Source organism: Serratia sp. 25CWL12 (assembly GCF_055790885.1).
Genome location: NZ_CM147698.1, coordinates 3,179,264 through 3,203,956, shown reverse-complemented (window position 1 = coordinate 3,203,956; position 24,693 = coordinate 3,179,264). Strand labels below are relative to the sequence as shown.

The 24,693-nt window shown below is 50.3% G+C and carries 19 protein-coding genes and 1 pseudogene; 17 read left to right on the top strand and 3 right to left on the bottom strand.

Annotation, left to right across the window (positions count from 1 at the left end):
* Positions 1-210 precede the first annotated feature (210 nt).
* The 5 genes and pseudogenes from phoB to malZ all read left to right on the top strand — a co-directional run bounded on the left by phoB (position 211) and on the right by malZ (position 7,751).
* Positions 211-900: a phosphate response regulator transcription factor PhoB gene (gene phoB / locus ACX9GV_RS13760; RefSeq protein ID WP_473195912.1), complete on the top strand. Its 690-nt coding sequence runs from the start codon at positions 211-213 to the stop codon at positions 898-900.
* 27 nt (positions 901-927) lie between these two features.
* Positions 928-2,250 carry a phosphate regulon sensor histidine kinase PhoR gene (gene phoR / locus ACX9GV_RS13755; RefSeq protein WP_473195911.1) on the top strand — a complete coding sequence of 441 codons (1,323 nt, stop codon included), beginning with the start codon at positions 928-930 and terminating at the stop codon, positions 2,248-2,250.
* Positions 2,251-2,733: 483 nt separating this feature from the next.
* Positions 2,734-4,053, top strand: a complete 1,320-nt coding sequence (gene brnQ, locus ACX9GV_RS13750; protein ID WP_473195910.1) for a branched-chain amino acid transport system II carrier protein — start codon at positions 2,734-2,736, stop codon at positions 4,051-4,053.
* A 180-nt stretch (positions 4,054-4,233) separates the two neighbouring features.
* Positions 4,234-5,640: a proline-specific permease ProY gene (gene proY, locus ACX9GV_RS13745; RefSeq protein WP_023489488.1), complete on the top strand. Its 1,407-nt coding sequence runs from the start codon at positions 4,234-4,236 to the stop codon at positions 5,638-5,640.
* Positions 5,641-5,928: 288 nt separating this feature from the next.
* Positions 5,929-7,751: pseudogene (gene malZ, locus ACX9GV_RS13740) on the top strand (maltodextrin glucosidase).
* A 51-nt stretch (positions 7,752-7,802) separates the two neighbouring features.
* Here the strand turns inward: malZ and ggt are convergent.
* From ggt to ACX9GV_RS13725, 3 genes are all read right to left on the bottom strand, one after another.
* A complete protein-coding gene (ggt, locus tag ACX9GV_RS13735) occupies positions 7,803-9,566 on the bottom strand; it encodes a gamma-glutamyltransferase (RefSeq protein ID WP_473195909.1) in 1,764 nt (587 codons plus the stop codon).
* 239 nt (positions 9,567-9,805) lie between these two features.
* On the bottom strand, positions 9,806-10,408 hold the full coding sequence (locus ACX9GV_RS13730) for a peroxiredoxin C (RefSeq protein WP_023489491.1): 603 nt from the start codon (positions 10,406-10,408) through the stop codon (positions 9,806-9,808).
* A gap of 226 nt (positions 10,409-10,634) precedes the next feature.
* A complete protein-coding gene (locus ACX9GV_RS13725) occupies positions 10,635-11,216 on the bottom strand; it encodes an acyl carrier protein phosphodiesterase (RefSeq protein WP_473195908.1) in 582 nt (193 codons plus the stop codon).
* 572 nt (positions 11,217-11,788) lie between these two features.
* Between ACX9GV_RS13725 and ACX9GV_RS13720 the strand changes: the two genes are divergently transcribed.
* The 12 genes from ACX9GV_RS13720 (at position 11,789) to pgpA (ending at position 24,675) form a co-directional block, all read left to right on the top strand.
* Complete coding sequence (locus ACX9GV_RS13720; RefSeq protein ID WP_473195907.1) at positions 11,789-14,536, top strand: tannase/feruloyl esterase family alpha/beta hydrolase; 2,748 nt, start codon at positions 11,789-11,791, stop codon at positions 14,534-14,536.
* A 217-nt stretch (positions 14,537-14,753) separates the two neighbouring features.
* Positions 14,754-15,824, top strand: coding sequence for a tRNA preQ1(34) S-adenosylmethionine ribosyltransferase-isomerase QueA (gene queA, locus ACX9GV_RS13715; protein WP_473195906.1), 1,071 nt, complete (start codon positions 14,754-14,756; stop codon positions 15,822-15,824).
* Between the two features lie 136 nt (positions 15,825-15,960).
* Positions 15,961-17,085, top strand: a complete 1,125-nt coding sequence (gene tgt, locus ACX9GV_RS13710) for a tRNA guanosine(34) transglycosylase Tgt (protein ID WP_473195905.1) — start codon at positions 15,961-15,963, stop codon at positions 17,083-17,085.
* A gap of 32 nt (positions 17,086-17,117) precedes the next feature.
* Entirely contained in the window at positions 17,118-17,450 is a 333-nt protein-coding gene (yajC, locus tag ACX9GV_RS13705) for a preprotein translocase subunit YajC (protein ID WP_023489497.1), read from the top strand.
* 25 nt (positions 17,451-17,475) lie between these two features.
* Entirely contained in the window at positions 17,476-19,323 is a 1,848-nt protein-coding gene (secD, locus tag ACX9GV_RS13700; RefSeq protein ID WP_473195904.1) for a protein translocase subunit SecD, read from the top strand.
* A 10-nt stretch (positions 19,324-19,333) separates the two neighbouring features.
* Positions 19,334-20,302 (top strand): protein translocase subunit SecF, encoded by a 969-nt coding sequence (gene secF, locus ACX9GV_RS13695; RefSeq protein ID WP_473195903.1) that lies wholly within the window; start codon positions 19,334-19,336, stop codon positions 20,300-20,302.
* 249 nt (positions 20,303-20,551) lie between these two features.
* Complete coding sequence (gene nrdR / locus ACX9GV_RS13690; protein WP_021180191.1) at positions 20,552-21,001, top strand: transcriptional regulator NrdR; 450 nt, start codon at positions 20,552-20,554, stop codon at positions 20,999-21,001.
* An 11-nt stretch (positions 21,002-21,012) separates the two neighbouring features.
* Positions 21,013-22,119, top strand: a complete 1,107-nt coding sequence (ribD, locus tag ACX9GV_RS13685; RefSeq protein WP_473195902.1) for a bifunctional diaminohydroxyphosphoribosylaminopyrimidine deaminase/5-amino-6-(5-phosphoribosylamino)uracil reductase RibD — start codon at positions 21,013-21,015, stop codon at positions 22,117-22,119.
* A 120-nt stretch (positions 22,120-22,239) separates the two neighbouring features.
* The gene (gene ribH, locus ACX9GV_RS13680; protein ID WP_023489501.1) at positions 22,240-22,710 is read left to right on the top strand and encodes a 6,7-dimethyl-8-ribityllumazine synthase; all 471 of its coding nucleotides are present in this window, start codon (positions 22,240-22,242) and stop codon (positions 22,708-22,710) included.
* A gap of 21 nt (positions 22,711-22,731) precedes the next feature.
* Positions 22,732-23,148 (top strand): transcription antitermination factor NusB, encoded by a 417-nt coding sequence (nusB, locus tag ACX9GV_RS13675; RefSeq protein ID WP_023489502.1) that lies wholly within the window; start codon positions 22,732-22,734, stop codon positions 23,146-23,148.
* A gap of 46 nt (positions 23,149-23,194) precedes the next feature.
* Positions 23,195-24,172: a thiamine-phosphate kinase gene (gene thiL / locus ACX9GV_RS13670; RefSeq protein ID WP_473195901.1), complete on the top strand. Its 978-nt coding sequence runs from the start codon at positions 23,195-23,197 to the stop codon at positions 24,170-24,172.
* Between the two features lie 5 nt (positions 24,173-24,177).
* Positions 24,178-24,675, top strand: a complete 498-nt coding sequence (pgpA, locus tag ACX9GV_RS13665) for a phosphatidylglycerophosphatase A (protein WP_473195900.1) — start codon at positions 24,178-24,180, stop codon at positions 24,673-24,675.
* The last annotated feature ends 18 nt before the right edge of the window (positions 24,676-24,693 follow it).

The window sequence follows — 24,693 nt, the reverse complement described above, 5'->3', positions numbered from 1 at the left end:
CCAAGTTCCGTCAAGATGCAGGCAGGGGGCAAACGCTGAACAAGATGGATGGCGTTTTGTTAAGCAACTCGAAGTATTTTGTCTAGGATTGAAACAATCTCACTGCCAAGCGTCATCCCGAGGCAGTTTTATTCATATAACTGTCATAAAACTGACGCATAATATCCAAGCAGAGTGTAATAGGCCGCTAACACATTGGCAGGATTGACGATGGCAATACGTATACTGGTGGTAGAAGACGAAGCGCCGATCCGTGAAATGGTGTGCTTTGTGTTGGAACAGAATGGTTATCAACCATTGGAAGCTGAGGATTATGACAGCGCCGTAAAGAGCCTGTCTGAGCCGTTTCCTGATCTGGTATTACTGGACTGGATGTTGCCTGGTGGGTCCGGAATACAGTTTATCAAGTATATGAAGCGTGAGGCGATGACACGGGATATTCCGGTGATGATGCTGACCGCACGCGGAGAAGAAGAAGATCGGGTTCGAGGGTTGGAAGTGGGTGCCGATGACTATATCATCAAGCCTTTCTCGCCCAAGGAGCTGGTGGCCCGGATCAAAGCGGTGATGCGCCGTATTTCACCGATGGCCGTAGAGGAATTGATTGAAATGCAGGGGTTAAGCCTGGACCCTTCCTCACATCGAGTGATGGCTGATGAGCTGGCACTGGATATGGGGCCGACCGAGTTCAAGCTGTTGCACTTCTTTATGACCCATCCCGAACGTGTTTACAGCCGCGAGCAGTTGCTGAACAACGTTTGGGGCACTAACGTTTATGTAGAAGACCGTACTGTTGATGTCCATATCCGCCGATTGCGTAAGGCGCTGGAGAGCAGTGGTCATGATAGAATGGTGCAAACTGTTCGCGGTACCGGCTACCGTTTTTCAACGCGCTACTGACAGCCCTGTGCTGGAGAAAACACTATTGTGCTAGAACGCTTATCCTGGAAGAGACTGCTGCTGGAATTGGCCTTTTTTTGCTTCCCTGCTTTATTGCTTGGGTTGATTTTTGGTTATTTGTCTTGGTTGTTATTGGCATCGGTGTTGGTAGCCCTCGCCTGGAATTTCTATAACCAACTGAAACTTTCCCACTGGTTGTGGGTTGATCGTAGTATGACGCCGCCCCCGGGACATGGGAGCTGGGAACCGCTGTTTTATGGTTTGTATAAAATGCAGCAGCGTAACCGCCATCGCCGCCGCGAACTGGCCTTATTGATCAAACGTTTTCGTAGTGGTGCGGAGTCGTTACCCGATGCGGTAGTGATGACCACCGTAGAGGGTAATATCTTTTGGTGTAACGGCCTGGCGCAGCACTTGCTGGGTTTCCGCTGGCCGGAAGATAACGGTCAACATATTCTGAACCTGATACGTTATCCCGAATTTAGTCAATATCTGCAACAGCAGTCGTTCTTCAAACCTCTGACATTGCACTTAAATAACGAGCGCTTTGTTGAGTTCCGCATTATGCCTTATTCCGAAGGGCAATTGTTGATGGTGGCCCGTGATGTCACCCAGAAGCGTCAGTTGGAAGGGGCCCGGCGTAATTTTTTTGCCAATGTCAGCCATGAGTTGCGCACACCGTTAACGGTGTTGCAGGGCTATTTGGAGATGATGAGTGATGAAGCCCTTGAGGGCTCAGTGCGCGATAAAGCATTGAGTACCATGCAAGAACAGACCAAACGCATGGATGGCTTGGTGAAGCAGTTGCTCACGTTGTCACGTATTGAAACTGCGCCAAGTATCGCGATGAATCAAAAGGTGGATATTCCACGTATCCTGGGTGTATTGCAACGAGAGGCGCAATCCCTGAGTGCGGGGAATCACCAGATTAGCTTCCGGGTGAATGAAGATTTGCAGGTATTTGGTAACGAAGATCAACTACACAGTGCCGTATCGAACCTGGTGTATAACGCAGTGAATCACACGCCAAAGGGCACCCATATCGAGATAAGTTGGCAGCAGACGCCACTGGGTGCTCAGTTCCAGGTCAGTGATAATGGTCCAGGGATCGCTGCAGAACATATTCCGCGTTTGACCGAACGTTTCTACCGCGTTGATAAATCACGTTCACAGCAGACCGGCGGCAGTGGTTTGGGGTTGGCCATTGTTAAACATGCTCTGAGTCATCATGATTCACGCTTGGAGATTTTGAGTGACCCGGGCATAGGTACGCGCTTTATCTTTACGTTGCCGAAACGACTCATTGTGCCAGCCGCATCCATCGACAATAAGGTGAAAATGGGCGAGTAGTACCGCTGCGATTGTGCTATTTCTCCAGATACAGTGGATGAGCCTGAGCCCACCGGTACATTGAAATGCTCAGCTCATCATTTATTCTATTATTGGCAAAAAAAGCACAACTTGCGCGCTTAAGACATCAATAGCGGTTTTTTAATGTACAAGGTGGTCATATTTGTCACATTCCGTGTGTTTTTTGTTTAAAAATTAAACAGATCATATGGTATTTATTACGGATAAATTGAGATTATCGACTGGCTGTAAAACTATTTCTGGTATAAAACTCTGCTTTTTATTGTTCATCTTGCCTTTCAGGGCCATATCCTCTAAATAGCTTCGTCTGCAGATGGCTGATAATCGATAGAAGCTGCTGCAACTTGCATGAAGACGGGTATAAACGTTTAACTAAGTCTGCGTTGTTGGAGTAAACCTCCGCTTACTCTTCATCTTTAAGAATCAATCATTTATTCCATTTAACAGGCAGCGCAATCTCCTATGAGCCATCGCTTAGCGTCAAAAGATATCCTGGCATTAGGTTTTATGACTTTTGCTTTATTCGTCGGGGCAGGAAACATTATCTTCCCACCGATGGTCGGTCTACAGTCCGGTGAACATGTTTGGACTGCAGCAATCGGTTTTCTGGTGACAGCGGTGGGGTTACCGGTAGTCACCGTGATTGCACTGGCTCGTGTTGGCGGGGGGGTTGATACCCTTAGCGCGCCAATAGGGCGTTATGCAGGATTACTGCTGGCGACGGTCTGTTATCTCACCGTGGGGCCTCTGTTCGCTACGCCACGTACGGCGACCGTTTCATTTGAAGTGGGAATGGCTCCGTTGACCGGTGGTGGTGCCCTGCCACTATTTATCTATAGCCTAGTCTATTTTGTGCTGGTGATTGGCATCTCTTTATATCCGGGGCGTTTGCTCGATACTGTTGGCCATATTCTGGCACCGGTGAAAATTGTTGCCCTGGCGATGCTGGGCATCGCTGCGCTGCTCTGGCCTGCGGGGGCACCTATCCCAGCGGTTGAGGCTTATCAGAGTGTGCCGTTCTCTTCTGGCTTTATAAATGGCTACCTGACCATGGATACCTTGGGGGCGATGGTGTTTGGTATTGTCATCGTCAATGCCGCACGTTCCCGTGGGGTAACAGATCGAGGATTGTTGACGCGTTATACCATCCTGGCGGGTCTGATTGCTGGCGTGGGATTGACATTGGTCTATCTGAGTCTGTTCAAGTTGGGGTCCGGTAGTGGTGTTCTGGTGCCAGAGGCCACCAATGGTGCGGTGATTTTGCATGCCTATGTACAAAATACATTCGGTACCATGGGCAGTTTCTTCCTGGCGGCATTGATCTTTATTGCCTGTATGGTGACCGCGGTTGGCCTGACCTGTGCTTGTGCTGAGTTTTTCGCGCAATATTTACCGTTATCTTATAAAAAACTGGTATTTATCCTGGGTCTGTTCTCGATGCTGGTTTCCAATCTTGGCTTGAGCCACCTGATCCAGCTCTCTATACCGGTGCTGACGGCGATTTATCCCCCTTGCATTGTGTTGGTGGTGTTGAGTTTTACTCTGCGTTGGTGGAATAGTGCTACGCGTATTATCGCGCCAGTGATGTTAGTCAGCTTGTTGTTTGGTATTCTAGATGCGGTGAAGACATCCCCTTTTGTGGATTTGATGCCTGAATGGATTCATCACTTGCCGCTGGCAGCGCAGGGGTTGGCATGGTTGCCTCCTTCGTTGTTGATGCTGTTGCTGGTTGCCATTTATGATCGCGTTTTCGCTCGTAACCAAGTAGCAGTTCACTCTTAAATTGATGATCTATATCCCAAATAATTCGAGTTGCTGGTAGGCGGCCCCGTAGGGGGCGAGGTCTCATGGATGAGGCGAGTAACCGCAGCTAACACTCATGCAGCTTGAAGGACGAAGGGTATAAAGATAGGACACGGACTTGTCCGTGTTTTTTATGTTAAACAAGGACTGGTCATTTTCATGCAACAACAATCATCCACTCTAACACCGGGCAATAAGCTGAAACGGGGTCTTAGTACGCGCCATATACGATTTATGGCGCTGGGTTCTGCCATTGGTACCGGTCTGTTTTACGGTTCGGCAGAGGCGATCAAAATGGCGGGGCCTAGTGTGTTGCTCGCCTATTTGCTCGGGGGTATCGTCGCCTTTATCATCATGCGTGCACTGGGGGAAATGTCGGTCAATAATCCGCAGGCCAGCTCCTTCTCTCGTTATGCTCAGGATTATCTCGGCCCGATGGCGGGTTATATCACTGGTTGGACTTACTGTTTTGAGATCTTGATTGTTGCCATTGCGGATGTAACGGCATTCGGCATCTATATGGGCGTCTGGTTCCCCGAAGTACCACACTGGATCTGGGTGTTGAGCATCGTACTGATTATCGGTGCCATCAATCTGTTGAGTGTCAAGGTGTTTGGCGAGCTGGAGTTCTGGTTCTCGTTCTTCAAAGTGGCCACCATTATTGTCATGATCGTCGCCGGTATCGGTATCATTGTCTGGGGTATCGGTAATGGCGGGCAACCGACCGGGATACACAATCTGTGGACCAACGGAGGCTTCTTCAGTAATGGCTTTATCGGTATGATCTTGTCGCTGCAATTGGTGATATTTGCCTATGGCGGCATTGAGATTATCGGTATCACCGCTGGTGAGGCCAAAGATCCGAAAGTCTCGATCCCTAAAGCTATCAACTCGGTGCCTTGGCGTATTCTGGTATTCTACGTCGGGACACTGTTTGTCATTATGTCCATCTACCCATGGAATCAGGTCGGCGTTAATGGCAGCCCATTTGTATTGACCTTCCAACATATAGGGATCACCATTGCGGCGGGGATCCTCAACTTTGTGGTGATCACCGCATCATTGTCCGCCATTAACAGTAATGTGTTTGGGGTGGGGCGGATGATGCACGGTCTGGCAGAGCAAGGTCATGCACCGCAAATATTCAGCAAGATCTCCAAGAATGGTATCCCTTGGGTGACGGTGGTGGTCATGATGGCGGCACTGCTGGTTGCGGTGTATCTCAACTACATCATACCGGAAAACGTATTCCTGGTGATTGCTTCATTGGCAACCTTTGCTACCGTGTGGGTGTGGATCATGATCCTGATTTCACAAATCGCTTTCCGCCGTAGTTTGAGCAAAGAGCAGGTCAGCAAACTGGCCTTCCCTCTGCGTGGTGGCGTAGTGACTTCAGTGATTGCCATTCTCTTTCTGGTCTTTGTTATCGGCCTGATTGGCTACTTCCCGGCAACACGTGTTTCACTGTATGCCGGCTTGGTGTGGGTAGCGGTGTTACTGCTGGGCTACTTTGCGATGATTAAGTACCAGAAGAAACAGCTGAAGCAGGCCGCTCAGCAGGATTGATTAAGGCTCTTTTCCTTCGGTATTAATCGGTATCCCCGCCGCCCTGCGGTTGGCTGTGCGGTGGGGATACGCGAATCATTTCAGGTAGAATCCCCGCTAATGTTTGCCCTCGCCATGGGGGCAATCTCTTGTTACTTTGCCTTCAATCCCCCGTTCGGGTTCTCCTCCCCTTCACTCAGCCCCAAAGTTTATTATCCAGAGAGGAGGGGAAATGCTATTGAGCGTGTCATGGTGTCGCACAGAGTGTAATACCGTTGCTTCTATTTGGTATATCAGGAGAGAAAAGTCATGCTCAATGCCTGGCATCAACCCGTTCCACCATTCATGACAAGAAAAAAACAACGTTTGCAGATTACGTTGTGGTTGCAGGGAGATGACTTGCCCGAACGGGTATTCCTGCGTGTTGAGCCCGATAATGAAGAGTGGTTACTGATAATGAAAGCGCAGCCAGAAGAGGGACTGTGGCGCTATCAGGCCAGTTTGCCGCTTGATGAAGGGGAAGCGGTACGGCGCTATTGTTTCAAATTACTGTGGGCTGACCGCCAGCAGTGGTTTGGCCCGGAAGGTTGGTCATTGACACCACCAGGACAATTAGCTCAGTTTGCGGTAGATGAACCCGACACCACGCCATCTTGGGTGGCGGATCAGATATTTTATCAAATATTTCCTGACCGCTTTGCCAGCAGTGGTGGTGAACATGGCATTAAGATGGGAAGTTATCGACACCATGCAGCGGGTTGCGATGTGGTGCGCAGTGAGTGGCAGCAGCCGTTGGTGGATAAATTCGCCGCCTCTACCTTTTACGGTGGGGATTTAGAGGGTATCTGCCAGAAACTGCCCTATTTGCAGCAACTGGGTATCACGGCACTCTATTTGAACCCGATTTTTACCTCGCCCAGTGTCCATAAATATGACACCGAAGATTATTACCAGGTTGATCCTTACCTGGGGGGAATCCGGCGTTACTGCGCTTGCGGGCAATGACGAGTAATATCGGCGTTAAACTGGTGCTGGATGGGGTATTCAACCATATTGGCGACTCACATCCCTGGTTTGACCGTTATCAGCAGGGTAAGGAGGGGGCATGCCACAATACAGATTCCCCCTATCGCGGTTGGTTTAACTTCTATCCAGACGGTAATGTGCTGAGCTGGAAGGGGAATAGCACGCTGCCAAAACTCAACTTCGCAGAACCTCAGGTCGTGCAGGCCATTTATCAGGCGCAAGACAGTGTGGTGCGCCATTGGTTACGGCCACCCTACAGTATTGATGGCTGGCGACTGGATGTGGTGCATATGTTAGGGGAGAACGGTGGCGCAGAAGCTAATTTGCACCATGTAGGTGGGATTTATCAGGCGATCAAACAGGAAAACCCGGATGCCTATGTATTAGGCGAACATTTTGGCGACGCACGCCGTTGGCTGCATGCCGGGGTGGAAGATGCTGCGATGAATTACATGGGGTTCGCTTTACCGGTACGCGCCTTTTTGGCGGGGGTAGATGTTGCCTATCATCCAATACAACTTGATGCGGCGGCTTGCGCGCAATGGATGGAAAGTTACCGTGCCGGGTTATCACATAATTGCCAACTGATTCAATTTAACCAGTTGGATAGCCATGATACCGCTCGTTTTTTGACACTGCTGGACAATAACCCGCGCCGTATGCAAATGGCGGCGGTGTGGCTGCTTAGCTGGATTGGCGTGCCTTGTTTATATTATGGCGATGAAATAGGTCTGGATGGCGGGAATGATCCTTTCTGTCGTAAGCCATTCCCCTGGGATGAAAACCAATGGGACCAGCCCTTGCTGGCGTTGTTTAGCCGTTTGATAGCATTGCGTAAGCAGAGCAAAGCATTACGTCGCGGTGCTTGCCAGGTACTCTATGCGCAGGGTGAAACGCTGGTGTTTGTGCGGTGTTACCAACAGGAGCGGGTGCTGATTGCTTTACAGCGTAGTGACGGTGATGACGTGATGCTGCCTTATAATCCTTTGTTGCTAAAGGGGCAATGGCAAGAATTAGAGGGGGAAGGGGAGTTAAGTGCGGGTGACACAGGCTTGCAACTGAAGCTAGCGGCTGAATCGGCCAATATATGGCGGTTGCTGGGGTGAAGCTGATAACCGTTTACCCGCCACGCAGGGGGCGGGTAAACGACAGATTAATCAATATCCGATGGCAGCCCCAGCGGGTCGGCGTGCATCATTGGCGCCGTAGATATAACCGACGCGTACCTTGCCAGAGACCGCTGAGTCATTGCCGGAGTCAGTGGAGCGAACCCCCGCCGCCCCCGGCAAGCCCACCTGGATCAGTTCTGCAGCCCCCCATGGTGTTTGTTCAACCATCTTGTAGCCCATGCCCTTGAGGATGTTCAGCGTGTCGGCAGAGAGCCCGCGCTGCTCGTAATAGACTTCATCCGGTAGCCATTGATGGTGAATCCTTGGTGCATCTACCGCTTCCTGCGGTGCCATACCATGATCAATGATGTTCAAGGCAGTTTGCAGCGTGATGGTGATAATACGTGATCCTCCAGGGGAGCCGAGCACCATAAAGGTTTTATTGTCTTTGGTCACCAGGGTTGGGCTCATTGAAGAGAGTGGACGCTTATTGGGGGCAATGGCATTGGCGGTTCCTTGTACCAGGCCATAAAGATTTTTCTCACCCACCTTGATGGTAAAGTCATCCATCTCATCGTTAAGGAAGAACCCGGTACCTGGGGCTATCACCACTGCACCAAATCGGCCATTAACGGTATAGGTGGTCGATACTGCATTGCCCTCATGGTCGACAATTGAATAATGGGTCGTTTCCGGTTTTTCGTGTGGTGCTATGCCAGGTTGAACATCTTTCGATGGGGTTGCCTGATTGGCGATGATCTGGGTACGGATTTCATTGGCATAGCTTTTACTGGTCAGACGGTCAATCGGGTTTTTGATGAATTCGGGATCACCCAGATAGGTATTACGATCCATATAGGCATGGCGCATGGCTTCGCTCATGGTGTGGATCGCCGCCGCAGAATTAAACCCCATACTCTTGAGATCATAACCTTCAACAATATTAAGAATTTCGCACAAGGTCACTCCACCAGAACTGGGTGGTGGTGCGGAGATAAATTTATAACCGCGATAGCTGCAGGTAATCGGTGTCGTTTCGGTGACTTTGTAATGGGCAAAATCGGCAGCGGTAATGATACCACCCCCACGTTTAGCAGCAGCTTCTACCGCTTGTGGAATTTTGCCATGATAGAAAGCAGTCGGCCCCTCTTTGGCAATGGTTTCCAGGGTATTGGCCAGATCAGTTTGTATCAGACGATCCCCTGGCAATAGTGGTGAACCATCGCGACGCAGGAAAATTTTAGCTGATTCTGGATCTTGCTTGAAACGTGCAACTGTGGTGTCGAGAATGTCGGTATCGGCACGGGTCAGGATAAACCCTTCACGTGCTAATCTGATGGCGGGGGCCATGACTTGTGCACGGCTCAGCTTACCGTATTTCTCCCGTGCGGTTTCCATTCCCAATACTGTGCCTGGTACGCCTGCGGCTAGGTAGCCATACAGGCTGGCATCCTTTTTCACCTTGCCGTTGGCATCTAAATACATATCGGCACTGGCCGCAGCAGGGGCGGTTTCACGGAAGTTGATAAAGGTATCCGTACCATCGGCGAGGTGTAGCGTCATAAAGCCGCCACCACCAATATTACCGCAGCAAGGGTTGACCACCGCTTGCGCGTAACCCACCGCTACCGCAGCATCTACCGCGTTGCCCCCCATTTTGAGAATATCCACGCCCACTTGAGAGGCCAGATGTTGCGATGTCACCACCATCCCTTGTTGCGCTTCCACGGCTGGACTGGACACAGCATGCAGGTGAGAGCTGACCAGTAAGGCAACCAAGGCGAGTGGCTTATTCCATTTTTGCAAAAACATAACGTCCCCTATTTATTCTGTCAGACTTTTTATAATGATCGAGAGACTCGTTATAGTTCAAGCTTTAATAGTTTGAATGGATTTGGTGATCATCGGTTTTGGCTGCTAATTGAGGGTGGGCCGCGTAAAAAATGCGAAGGAAACGGGTGAGTAAAGCAGTGAATCTGCTCAGTGGTGGTGACAGAAAGGAAAAAAAACGGCCAGCAGTGCTGGCCGATTATCATACTGCTGGAACGCTATTACAGCTTGGCTGCGTTTTCAGACAGGTATTTTGCTACGCCATCTGGAGAAGCGCCCATACCTGCTTTGCCTTTTTCCCACTGAGCTGGGCACACTTCGCCGTGCTCTTCGTGGAATTGCAGTGCATCAACAGTACGGAGCATTTCATCGATATTACGGCCGATTGGCAGGTCGTTGACAACCTGTGCACGCACGATACCATTTTTGTCGATCAGGAAAGAACCACGCAGAGCAACGCCCGCGTCTGGGTGTTCAATGCCGTAAGCTTGCTGAATTTCACGCTTAATGTCAGCAACCATGGCATATTTCACTTCACCGATGCCGCCTTTATCGATAGGGGTTTTACGCCATGCGTTGTGAACGAATTCAGAGTCGAAAGAGACGCCAACAACTTCAACGCCACGCTTTTTGAATTCTTCATAACGGTGATCGAAGGCAATCAATTCAGAAGGACATACGAAGGTGAAGTCCATCGGCCAGAAGAACAGAACAGCAGGTTTGCCGTTCAGGTGCTTCTTCAGGTTGAAGTTTCCGACGATTTCGCCGTTGCCAAGTACGGCTGCAGCAGTGAAGTCAGGGGCTTGACGAGTTACCAGGACCATAATTACTCCTGTAATAGTTGTTCAAAGGGTTGATGTAAAAGCAAGGGCCAGTATAGAGACCCTTATCTAATGAAGAAAGAGTAAAAGACCAATCAATGAGATAGCTTTAACCTATCAAAACCAATGATCGCGTTTAGCAAGATTAAAGGTAACCTTTTTGGATAAAAGGGCAAGGGGTAAAGGGTATATTCATTACAACTTGCCAAATTTAAGGGGGGAGGTCTGCTCAAAATGCTTTGTCTTTGGCTTGTTGCACCATGCGTGGGTAAAACTGCCAGAAGTGGCTTTCAAGCAGATGATAATGGTGCTCCACATCAGCAAAAGAACCGGCCAGAGCTTGCAGCTTGGGGCGGCGGCTGGCCATGCCTTGCAGTACTTGGGCGATAAACGGCAGCTCGGCATAGCGCTCCAGCCATCGATCAGGCCAAAGGTAGTCATTCAGCCTTTGGAAGCGTTGCGGCGTTTGCGCCAGATGCGGCTCAATCAGATGACGTGCTTGCTGGGCAAAATGGGGCAAACTGCAGTCGGGTTCAAACTGTTGCCAATGGCGAGCCAGAAAATGATCCCAGACGATATCCAGTGTAATCGGCGCGACGCGGCGGAAGGAGGGGCTGAAATAGTCATAACAGGCCCTGACTTCTGGCTGACTATCAGTTAACACATCGATACGCCGATGCATCATGATGCCAGCAACCACCTCAGGAGCGTATTGATTCATCGGGTTGCCCCGCACAAAGTCGGCGAGCAGGTTACCGAGTAGCGAGCTTTCTGCAAGCTGAGCCAAATGGAGATGAGCGAGAAAATTCATACCGCTATTATACGCGAAATCATTCCAGTTGCAGCTTTGTCCTATTCAACGTCGCTCAGCCTTAACGTTTATTTATTATTTCTGTTGATTCGAAATTGGCAAATTGACAAGTATCACCTATATTTTTCCATGTCTTTGTAGGAAAAGATAAAGATGTTCTTTGTAAACAAGGAGTTATTGATGTTAAATCAATGCTTATTTATAGGGATGTAATATGAAAAAAATGAAAACATTGTTAGTTATTAAAACATTGTTAGTTATTAAGTGGATTTTTTTCGTGATGACGACAGCTTTCACATCAATAGGGGCTTATGGTCAACCTCATCGTTTTGCATTTGGATTAACCTGACTTTTTCACAGCTGTTACACCGCTGATAATTCATTTTGCTTTGGCACTCAAGTCCCAGAAAGAAAACCCTATTTCGATTGCGCTATACCCAAGTGATTTTGAGATGTTTACAGTCACCCGCGAAGGGCAAAGTTATTGATATAGAATAATAAAGTCAACTTTTCGGTATCTCGAAAGGCGATGGGTATAACAGGTTCAATAATAAGATAAGGAAATTCAAGCCATGAAGCCTCTACCTACAGGTTGGTATAATAGAATAACAACCAAGATAAAATACCCGTTGCTAACCAGTTTAATCTGCCTATTACTGGCTGGCTGTAATCCAGATTCAACACAGAGTGCGAATTCTGGCGGGAGTGATCCTGTTGATCCTGTTAATCCCATCGACCCAGTTAACCCCGTCGACCCTGTTAATCCGGTAGACCCGGTCGAACCGGTGGATCCCGTTGATCCGGTTGTTCTTACGGCACAACAGGCCTGTGAGCAACTCAATGGTGTCACCTTCCCTGCGTCAGCCTTCACCTTAGCCACTGGCGGCGCTCAAGTGGTTTCAGCTTCACTGATCCTGGCTGATGCGACTGGAAATACCTTGGGGGAATATTGCCAGGTGCGCGGTAAAATTCTTTCTGTCAGTGGTGGGGATACAAACATTAATTTCGCCGTTAATTTCCCGACTAAATGGAACAATAAAGCGATCCATTTTGGTGGTGGGGGTTTTGATGGCAAATTGATTAATGGCACGGAAACCGTTCGTTTTGGTTTGCCAAGTAACCCGGCACCGCTGGCACAGGGTTATGCAACCTGGGGGGATGACTCCGGCCATCAGAGCAGCAGTATTACCGATGGCAGTTTTGCGATGAACGATGAAGCGCTGACCAATTATGGCGGTGATACATTGAAAAAGACCCATGATGTTGCTTTGCTGCTGCTGAAACAGCGTTATGGGCAATTGCCAAAGTACAGTTATTTCCTTGGGACCTCTACCGGGGGGCGTGATGCACTGAGCTATATCCAGCGCTGGCCCCAGGACTATGATGGCGTGATTGCCAACGAGCCGGCACTCAATTACACCGGCACTCGTCTGTCCAATGTGGCGTTAGGCCGCGCGTTGTATCTCGATAATGGTGCCGGTTGGTTGAATATCAATAAAACGTTGCTGGTACAACAGACCGCAATGACCGCCTGTGATGGCTTGGACGGCGTGTTAGACAAAGTTATCAGTAATGTTGAGGGGTGCAGGGCCGGGAGTGAGCAGGTACTGACTAGTCTGCGTTGCCCTAACGGACAAGATAGTGGTGATACCTGCCTCTCTGATGCGCAGATCGCCACCGTTAAGGTGATCGAATCGCCGTTGCAGTTGGACTATTCCTTAGCCAATGGTGTCAATGTGGCGGGGGGATACAATCTGCTGGAGGGGACTTTGGTCGCTGGTCCCTTTACTACGCGTAACTTGGGGACCCGCCCGGTTCCAGCGAATCCGGCGGTCAAGGGCGATGCCAATATGTATGTGACTGGCGATCAGTGGGTAAAATATTTTATTACCCGTGAGCCGACTTTTGACTCCTTGACCTTTAACCCGGTAGATCCTGGCAGTTACACCGCTAGAGTTCAGCAAGTATCGGCATTAACCGATGCCACCAATCCGGATATCTCCGAGTTTCTTGGTCAGCAACGCCGTCTGATTCTACTGCATGGCCTTGCAGACGAAGTGATTAGTCCAAATTCCACCATTTCCTGGTATCAGGCAGTGATTAATACCGTTGGGCAGGATGCTGTCGTTCAGGGCGTTCGCTTTTATACTGTCCCAGGAATGGGGCATGGAACGGGCAGTTTTCTGCCAGCATGGAATTCATTAAGCGCGTTGGAAAACTGGGTTGAGCATGGCGTGGCACCCGGTAATCGTTGGGTAATGGATGTCAACGCACAAACCTACGGGCGAACCAGACCCCTTTGCCAATATCCTTCCTGGCCTAAATTTAAGGGGAGCGGTAGCCAAGATGCGGCCATTAACTACAGTTGTGTCGATAGCGGCAATCTCCCGCCGCAAGCCTGTAGCAATCTACCCACCGCAGCCACCACCTATAAAGGCGGTGATACCTTTGGTGAGGAGCTGACCATCAATTTCGATCCTGTCACCATGAGCTACACCATCACTATCGATGCCAGCTTGCAACGTTCTGCAGGTACGGTGCGTAGTGGTACGCTGTTGACGCAGAATGGTTGTACTTTCAGTAGTGATGAGAATGGGGCGCAGTTTACCTTTATGGGGGGCGGTGTGTTATCGGGCGGGGTAGCCAAAGTCGCGGAAAACGCATTCCTGCCACTGTTGGCGTTCCAGAATATCAGCAGCGATTATAAAGCGCTGGCGGATATTTATAATGTAACGGGTATCCAGCATAGCGTTAGCGATGGTCATGCGACTCTACAGAGTGGCTCTGCTCGCTTGCGTTCTTCGGCTGCCACTTGGCAAACCTGCCAAGCTTCCGCCACGCCGGGTTTTATCACCTACGATGCCAACTGTGCGCCGAGCACTAAAGGATATATTGCCTGGAACAGCAGCCATAATGCCTTTGATTACTTTGTTGGCGGCACCCCTGCCAATAATGATGGCGTATTAAGCGGCTCCCTGATCAGCGGTATGGTTAATGGTAAACCGGTACCGTTGATTCTGACCCGTTCATCAACCATTTATGGCATGAGTTTCTATGCACCTCAGCCTTCTGCGCTGCCTTTGGCGACAGGCGCTGCAGATGGAAACTATTATGTCACCACCACCGAGGGTGAACAGTTTGATAGCGAATTGAGTGGCACCACGGTTTTCCAAGGGAGTAACTATGGCGTACTCAACTATAACCAACCGGTACTGGGCACGATAATCGCAACCGGTGCCATCAGTGGTAGTTACATCACCAATGGTGGCATTCTGTCTGTTATCACCGATGACAGCTTCGGGCTCGGTGTGTTGCATTAACCGATGATGGGGGATAAGCAGTATTATCCCCGGCGTGATTCAAGTTGCGAGGCCGCATCGTAACGCACCCATAGAGGGGCGTAGCGGGTAGCCTCTGCAGCTTGCATTAAGGGGCGGGGGAGGTAATTTTTTGTTATTTCTTGCCGCTTGTGGCCCACGGCTTTAGACTGTAGCGCTTGTTTTAACCGATAGCCTGTATTTGAAGAAGTGGATACCCATGCGCGTCGCTGATTTTTCTTTTGATCTCCCCGATTCTTTGATTGCTCGTTACCCACAACCTGAGCGTAGTGCCTGCCGCTTGCTGCAATTGGATGGGCCGAGTGGGGCGTTGACCCATGGTGTGTTTACCGACCTGCTGGATATTCTGCAAGCGGGTGATCTGTTGGTCTTTAACAATACCCGAGTGATCCCGGCTCGTCTCTTTGGCCGCAAGGTGAGTGGTGGCAAGCTAGAAGTCCTGGTGGAACGCGTCTTGGACGAACACCGGGTACTGGCTCATGTGCGAGCATCCAAAGCGCCTAAACCGGGGGCTGAATTGCTACTGGGGGATGATGAGAGCATCGCAGCAACGATGGTGGCGCGTCATGACACGCTGTTTGAACTGCGCTTTAATGATGAGCGAGATGTGCTTACCCTCCTTAATGCGGCGGGGCATATGCCGTTACCTCCCTACATTGATCGCCCAGATGAAGCCGCCGACCGCGAGCTCTATCAGACGGTGTACAGCGAAAAGCCAGGGGCAGTGGCCGCCCCGACTGCGGGGTTGCACTTTGACCAAGCACTGCTTGCTGCATTGCGCGCCAAGGGCGTGGTAATGGCGTTTGTCACGTTGCACGTAGGCGCGGGGACTTTCCAACCGGTACGGGTGGAAACCATTGAAGATCATATTATGCATGCCGAATATGCTGAAGTGCCGCAGGATGTCGTCGATGCCGTATTGGCGTGTAAAGCACGGGGCAACCGGGTGGTGGCGGTAGGGACCACATCAGTACGTTCACTGGAAAGTGCGGCCAAGGCTTGTCAGCAGGGGGTGATTGCGCCTTTCTTTGGTGATACCCGTATTTTTATCTATCCGGGCTACCATTATCAGGTGGTTGATGCGCTGGTGACCAATTTCCATCTGCCTGAGTCAACCTTGATTATGCTGGTTTCGGCATTCGCTGGTTACCGTAATACCATCAATGCCTACCAACAGGCGGTGGCCGAGCAGTACCGGTTCTTCAGTTATGGTGATGCGATGTTTATCAGCCATAACCCCAAGGCAGAAACTGAATCTGTCGGTGGGTGAACAATCCGTCTGAGCAAATCACTAATGCCGCCAACACGGTGGCAGTGGGCACCGTGATGGCTATATTTGTGGGTTACGCATCCTGCGTGGCTCTGTTTTAACAACACTGGACTGTTTCTCTGGTGCTGGAGGTTTTGTGAAGTACGAATTACAGACAACGGATGGGCGCGCTCGTCGTGGCCGCTTGATCTTTGACCGAGGTGTCGTAGAAACGCCCGCTTTTATGCCGGTTGGTACCTATGGCACGGTGAAAGGTATGACACCGGAAGAGGTGAAAGAGACCGGCGCGCAGATCTTGTTGGGTAACACCTTTCATTTATGGTTGCGCCCAGGGCAAGAAATCATGAAACTGCATGGTGACTTGCACGATTTTATGCAGTGGCACGGGCCGATTCTCACCGACTCAGGTGGTTTCCAGGTGTTTAGCCTCGGGGCAATGCGTAAGATTAAAGAAGAAGGCGTCTATTTCCGTAACCCTATCAACGGCGATAAAGTGTTCCTCAGCCCAGAAAAGTCCATGGAGATCCAGTATGATCTGGGGTCTGACATTGTGATGATTTTTGACGAATGCACACCTTATCCGGCAGATTGGGACTATGCTAAACGTTCGATGGAGATGTCACTGCGTTGGGCGCAGCGTAGCCGTCAGCGCTTTGATGAGCTGAATAACAAAAATGCGTTATTTGGTATTATTCAAGGGGGTATTTACCAAGATTTACGTGATGTTTCCGTAAAAGGGCTGGTGGATATCGGCTTTGATGGGTACGCTGTGGGCGGTTTAGCAGTCGGTGAGCCTAAAGAGGATATGCACCGTATTCTTGAACATGTTTGCCCACAAATTCCGCAGGATAAGCCTCGTTATCTGATGGGGGTTGGCAAACCGGAAGATCTGGTGGAAGGGGTGCGGCGTGGTATCGATATGTTCGATTGTGTGATGCCAACACGTAATGCCCGTAATGGTCATCTGTTTGTCACTGACGGTGTGGTGAAAATCCGTAATGCCAAGCATAAGGATGATACATCGACGCTGGATAAAGATTGTGATTGTTATACTTGTCGCCATTATAGTCGTGCCTACTTGCATCATCTTGACCGTTGCAACGAAATACTGGGTGCCCGGTTGAACACGATTCATAACCTGCGTTACTACCAACGTTTGATGGCGGGTTTACGTAAGGCTATTGAAGAGAGTAAATTAGAGCTGTTTGTTGCGGATTTTTACAGGCGGATCGGTAAGCCGGTTCCACCTTTAACTGTTTGAATTAATAATTAATACTTAGTGAGGGAATTTCAATGAGCTTTTTCATTTCTGACGCCGTTGCAGCCACTGGAGCCTCGGCCCAGGCAAGCCCGTACTCGCTGCCTATCATGCTGGTGGTGTTTGGTCTGATTTTCTATTTTATGATCCTGCGTCCGCAGCAAAAACGTGCTAAAGAGCATAAAAAACTGATGGAGTCCATCGGCAAAGGGGATGAAGTGCTGACCACGGGTGGGCTGATTGGCCGCGTCACCAAAGTGGCTGACACCGGTATTATTTCTATTGCGCTTAATGACACTACCGAAGTGATGATCAAGCGTGACTTTGTTGCGGCCGTTCTACCGAAAGGTACGATGAAGGCTCTATAATTTTGTTTTCCCTAAGGGAATTGCCGTGCTAAACCGTTATCCTTTGTGGAAGTATCTGATGCTGATCGTCGTGATCTTCGTCGGTCTGCTTTATGCACTTCCCAACATTTACGGTGAAGATCCTGCGGTACAAATCACTGGCGCGCGTGGTATCGCCGCCAGTGAGGCGACGCTGGATCAAGTCCGTAACGTATTAGAAAAAGATAATATTGTAAGCAAGTCGATTGCACTGGAAAACGGTGCCATCCTGGCTCGCTTTAAAGATACTGATGTCCAGTTACGTGCCCGTGAAGTTCTGATGGCGGAGTTGGGTGATAAATATGTTGTGGCGCTGAACCTGGCTCCAGCAACACCTGCCTGGCTCGCTAGAATCAATGCGGAACCAATGAAACTGGGGCTGGACTTACGTGGTGGTGTGCACTTCTTGATGGAAGTCGATATGGACACCGCGTTGAGCAAGTTGCAGGAACAGACGATGGACACCTTACGCACTGAACTGCGTGAGAAGGGCATCCCCTATGCAGCGATTCGCAAGTTGGAAAACAACGCTGTCGAAGTCCGTTTCCGTGATGATGCCGCCCGCGATCAGGCCATCAGCTATATCACGCCACGTCAGCGTGATCTGGTGTTGTCTGCCAATGGCAGCAACACACTGAGAGCCGTCTTGACCGATGCCCGTTTGACTGAGGCCCGTGAATACGCGGTGCAACAGAACATCACTATCCTGCGTAACCGTGTTAACCAACTGGGTGTTGCTGAACCGTTGGTACAGCGCCAGGGAGCCGACCGCATCGTGGTTGAACTGCCGGGGATCCAGGATACGGCTCGCGCCAAAGAAATTTTGGGTGCGACGGCGACACTGGAATTCCGCTTGGTGAACACCAATGTGGATGCCTCTGCTGCGGCAAGTGGCCGTGTGCCGGGTGATTCAGAAGTCAAATTCACCCGTGATGGTCAGCCAATCGTACTTTACAAAAGGGTGATCCTGACCGGTGACCATATCACCGACTCCACCTCCGGTACCGATGAAATGGGTAGCCCACAGGTGAATATCTCCCTGGACGGTGCAGGTGGGACTATCATGTCCAACTTCACCAAGGACAACATTGGTAAACCTATGGCTACGCTGTTTGTCGAGTATAAAGACAGCGGCAAGAGAGATGCCAATGGACGCGCCATTCTGGTGAAGCAGGAAGAAGTGATCAACGTGGCCAATATTCAGTCGCGTCTGGGTAACAGTTTCCGTATCACCGGTATCGACAACCCGAATGAAGCTCGTCAACTGTCGTTGTTGTTGCGTGCTGGTGCGTTGATCGCGCCGATCCAGATTGTTGAAGAGCGGACCATTGGTCCGACACTGGGTCAGCAGAATATTACCCAGGGTCTGGAAGCCTGTCTGTGGGGCTTGGTTGCCTCCATCGTGTTTATGGTGGTTTGGTATCGCAAGTTTGGCCTGATCGCCTCATCGGCGCTGATGGCTAACCTGGTGCTGATTGTCGGTATCATGTCACTGTTGCCAGGGGCGACGCTCACCATGCCGGGTATTGCCGGTATCGTGCTGACACTGGCGGTAGCGGTCGATGCCAACGTCCTGATAAACGAGCGTATCAAGGAGGAACTGAAGAATGGGCGATCCGTTCAACAGGCCATCCATGAGGGCTATAAAGGCGCGTTCTCCAGTATTGTTGATGCCAACATCACCACCTTGATTACTGCAATTATTCTGTATGCAGTGGGTACAGGTTCGATCAAAGGCTTTGCAATTACCACCGCAATTGGCGTGGCAACGTCCATGTTCACTGCCATTGTTGGTACCCGTGCCATTGTCAACCTGCTTTACGGCGGCAAGCGCATTAACAAGCTGTCTATTTGAGGAGTGTGTTGTGGCACAGGATTATACTGTTGAACAACTTAACTACGGCCGTAAAGTCCATGACTTTATGCGTTGGGATTATCTGGCCTTCGCCATTTCAATAATATTATTGATTGCGTCTGTCACTGTCATGTCGCTACGCGGTTTTAACTGGGGGCTGGATTTCACCGGTGGTACGGTGATTGAAATTAACCTGGAGCAACCCGCCAATCTTGACCTGCTGCGCGATACCTTGGAACAAGCCGGGTTTAAGGATCCGATTATCCAGAACTTTGGCAGCAGCCGTGACATTATGGTGCGTATGCCGCCAGTAGAGGGTAGCGTAGGTCAGGAACTGGGTAATAAAGTGATCAGCGTGATCAACGCATCCGTTGATAAAAATGCGACGGTCAAGCGTATTGAGTTCGTAGGCCCGAGTGTCGGGAGTGAACTGGCGCAAACCGGTGGTATGGCGTTGTTGGTGGCGTTGATCTGTATCCTGATCTATGTTGGGTTCCGGTTTGAATGGCGTCTGGCATTGGGTGCGGTTCTGGCACTGGCTCACGACGTGGTTATCACCATGGGGATATTGTCGCTCTTCCATATCGAGATTGACTTGACCATCGTCGCTTCATTGATGTCGGTTATCGGTTACTCGCTGAACGACAGTATTGTGGTTTCTGACCGTATCCGTGAGAACTTCCGCAAGATCCGCCGTGGTACACCTTACGAAATCGTGAACGTTTCGCTGACACAAACCCTGAGTCGTACCATTATGACTTCCGCCACGACATTGATGGTGGTTCTGATGCTGTACATCTTTGGTGGCGCGATGCTACATGGTTTCTCATTAACCATGTTGATTGGTGTGTCTATCGGTACCATCTCCTCTATCTACGTTGCTTCGGCACTGGCGTTGAAACTGGGGATGAAACGTGAGCACATGCTGCAACTGAAAGTGGAAAAAGAAGGGGCAGATCAGCCTTCTATTTTACCGTGATCAAGTGGCATCGTTTATTTAGGCTACCGCTTCCTGGAGCTTGAATAACCCTAGATATCAAGCTTGAATTAAATGCCAGTCAGTGGATCCTGACTGGCATTTTTGTTTGTTGCTGTTCCAGAGACTCGGTAGTGGCATGTTTATTGGGCAACCCTCGAGGCAATTCACAACAAATGCCCTGTGCGCTTTGTTGTAACCCAAGTTCGGGGTAAACTGTGCTTAACAATAAAATGCTTATCAGGATGAGTTATGCATTGCCCTTTTTGCGCTGCTGTTGATACCAAAGTGATTGATTCCCGCCTGGTGGGGGACGGTTCTCAGGTGCGCCGTCGTCGCCAATGTCTGGTCTGCAATGAGCGTTTTACCACGTTTGAAGTAGCCGAACTGGTGATGCCGCGGGTGATTAAAAGTGATGAAGTTCGTGAACCGTTCAATGAAGATAAATTGCGTCGTGGGATGCTGAAAGCGTTGGAAAAGCGCCCAGTCAGCTCAGATGATGTAGAAAACGCGATTAATCATATCAAATCCCAGTTGCGGGCCACGGGTGAACGCGAAGTACCGACCAAAATGGTGGGTAATCTGGTGATGGATGCCTTAAAAAAGCTGGATAAAGTGGCTTATATCCGTTTTGCATCGGTTTACCGTAGTTTTGAAGACATTCGTGAATTCGGCGAAGAAATCGCCAAACTGCAGGATTAAGCTGGTTGCTTATGCATAACGACCAATTTTACATGGCGCGTGCCTTTGAGCTGGCACGGCAGGGGCGTTTTACCACTACACCTAATCCGAATGTCGGTTGCGTGATTGTGCGCGATGGTCAGATTGTTGGTGAAGGTTACCATTTGCGAGCCGGTGAGCCACATGCCGAAGTGCATGCCTTACGTATGGCGGGTGAACAGGCGCGTGGTGCCACCGTTTATGTCACGCTGGAACCTTGCAGCCACCAGGGTCGTACCCCACCTTGTGCTGATGCGCTGATTGCCGCGGGGGTTAGCCGCGTGGTGGCGGCAATGCAAGACCCTAACCCGCAAGTTGCCGGGCGTGGCCTGCATAAGCTACAGCAGGCGGGTATTGAGGTGTGTCACGGGGTGATGCTGGCTGATGCTGAAGCGGTCAATCGCGGTTTCCTCAAGCGGATGCGTACCGGTTTGCCTTATGTGCAGTTGAAACTGGGGGCCTCTTTGGATGGCCGAACTGCCATGGCCTCCGGTGAAAGCCAGTGGATCACCTCAGAGCAATCCCGGCAGGATGTACAGCGTTTGCGTGCTGAAAGTTCTGCCATCCTGAGCACGAGTGCCACGGTATTGGCCGACGATCCGTCACTGACAGTGCGCTGGGATGAATTGAGTGATGACATTCGCCAAATCTACCCGCGTGAAAATCTGCGGCAACCTGTGCGGGTTATTTTAGATAGTCAGAACCGGGTCACACCACAACATCGGGTGGTACAGCAGCCTGGGAACACTTGGTTGGCACGTTTGCAACCGGATGCTCAATCTTGGCCAGCAGGTGTAGAACAATTGTTGCTACCTGAGTATGGGCGTGGGATTGATCTGGTTGCGATGATGATGCAACTGGCTAAACGCCAAGTGAACACGGTTTGGGTTGAAGCCGGTGCCCAGTTGGCGGGGAGCTTACTGCAAGCCGGGCTGGTTGATGAGCTGATACTGTATGTGGCACCCAAGTTATTGGGTGATAATGGCCGGGGATTGTGTCAATTACCGGGTCTTGAACAGTTGTCTGAGGCACCAGAGTTTGTTTTCAGTGAAGTGCGCCAGATCGGTCCAGACTTGCGTTTGCGGCTAACTGCTAAATAACGAATACCACTTTTATCTCCCTGCTCCCTGGTGTTTTAAAAAACCGCCGCGCAGGTAGACAAAGAATATGATAGAATCCGCCCCCCTATGGGGTATTGAACCTATTTTTGAGGAAAGCCCATGAAAGTTATTGAAGGTGTTGTTGCCACTCCTAATGCCCGTGTGGCGATCGCAATTGCACGTTTTAACAATTTTATCAACGACAGCCTACTGCAAGGTGCCATTGATGCCCTGAAACGTGTGGGTCAGGTTGATGATGCCAACATCACCGTTGTTTGGGTTCCTGGAGCATACGAATTGCCATTAACGGCACGTGTATTGGCCAATACTGGCAAATATGACGCCGTGATTGCGCTGGGTACCGTGATCCGTGGTGGTACTGCGCACTTTGAATATGTGGCTGGTGAAGCCAGCTCTGGCCTGGGGCATGTCTCATTGACTACCGAGATCCCGGTTGCCTTTGGGGTACTGACCACTGAAAGTATTGAACAAGCGATTGAACGCGCTGGGACCAAAGCCGGTAATAAAGGCGCAGAAGCAGCACTGACCGCACTTGAAATGATTAATGTTATCAAGGCGATTAAAGCCTGAATTTAGTTTAAGGGGAATTCCGTGAAACCTGCTGCTCGTCGTCGCGCTCGTGAGTGCGCTGTTCAAGCGATCTACTCTTGGCAGTTGTCTAGAAATGACATTGCCGATGTTGAACATCAGTTCCTGACGGAGCAGGATGTCAAAGATGTTGACATCGCCTATTTTCGTGAGCTGCTTTCTGGTGTGGCAGTCAATGCGGGTATGCTGGATGGGCTGATGGCCCCCTATCTGTCTCGCCAACTCGAAGAGCTGGGCCAGGTGGAAAGAGCCGTACTGCGCATTGCGCTGTTTGAGCTAAAAATGCGTGAGGATGTTCCTTACAAAGTGGCTATCAATGAAGCGATCGAACTGGCGAAAACCTTTGGTGCTGAAGATAGTCACAAGTTTGTCAATGGTGTGTTGGACAAAGCTGCTCCCAGTATCCGTAAGAAAAAATAACGACTAAGGCCGGGAAACCGGCCTTGATTTCTTTGGAGGAAAGAGCATGGCATGCGGTGAGTTCGATCTTATTGCCCGTTATTTTAACCGTCCTGAGACTGTGCGCCGGGATGTTCAGTTGGGCATTGGTGATGACTGCGCACTCCTGACAGTGGCAGAAAAACAGCTTTTAGCCATCAGTACCGATACCTTGGTATCAGGCATCCATTTTTTGGCGGAGATAGATCCGGCCGATCTCGGTTACAAAGCGTTAGCCGTTAATCTGAGCGACCTGGCGGCAATGGGCGCTGATCCCGCTTGGCTTTCCTTGGCGTTGACACTCCCTAATGTGGATGAAGCCTGGCTGAAAGCGTTCAGTGACAGCCTATTCGAACAACTCAATTACTACGGCATGCAACTGATTGGTGGGGATACCACACGTGGCCCACTCAGCATGACGTTGACCATCAATGGCCTGGTACCTGCCGGGCGGGCATTAACACGCAGTGGTGCCAAGATCGGTGACTGGATTTATGTCACCGGAATGTTGGGTGACAGTGCCGCCGGGCTGGCTATTCTGCAACAACGCTTGCAGGTGAGCGACCCAGAAGCGCGTAACTATTTGCTGAAACGCCATTTACGGCCGACACCGCGCGTGTTGCAGGGTAAAGCGCTGCGTGATCTGGCCAGTTCGGCGATCGATATTTCCGATGGTTTAATCTCTGACTTGAAACATGTGCTCAAGGCTTCTAGGTGTGGGGCGCGCATTGAACTGGATGAACTGCCAATGTCACAAGCGATGACCCAGCATGCCGAGGTGGAACAGGCGTTGCGTTGGGCACTGACAGGCGGAGAAGACTACGAGCTGTGCTTTACCGTACCGGAGATCAATCGTGGCGCATTAGAAGTGGCGTTAAGCCATTTAGGTGCGGATTACACCTGCATCGGCCAGATTGTTTCGCCCGCTGATGGGGTGAAGTTCTATCGTGGTCATCAAGAGATTGAGTTACCGTGGCACGGCTACGATCATTTCAGCATTGAGTAAAAATCATGAAAGATGAAGCGAAGTCCCGGCTACGTATGAGCAACCCATGGCATCTGCTGGCGACCGGTTTTGGCAGTGGATTGTCGCCGATTATGCCAGGGACCATGGGGTCGATTGCTGCCATTCCGTTCTGGTTGTTGTTGATCCAGTTACCCTGGCCGCTTTATTTATTGGTGCTGATATTCAGTAGCGGCATCGGTATTTATCTGTGCCATAAAACCTCCAAAGATATGCAGGTGGATGATCATGGCAGCATCGTCTGGGATGAATTTGTCGGTATGTGGATCACCTTGATGATGTTACCGGTACACAACTGGCAATGGGTCATTAGCGGGTTTGTGGTGTTCCGTATTCTTGATATCTGGAAGCCATGGCCGATTCGCTGGTTTGACCGCAATGTGCATGGCGGCTTGGGGATCATGATTGATGATATCATCGCCGGTGTGCTGGCTGCCGTGGTGATTTATCTGATGGGGTATTATTGGCCGAGCGGATGGTGGTGATAGCCTTATTGCCATTCA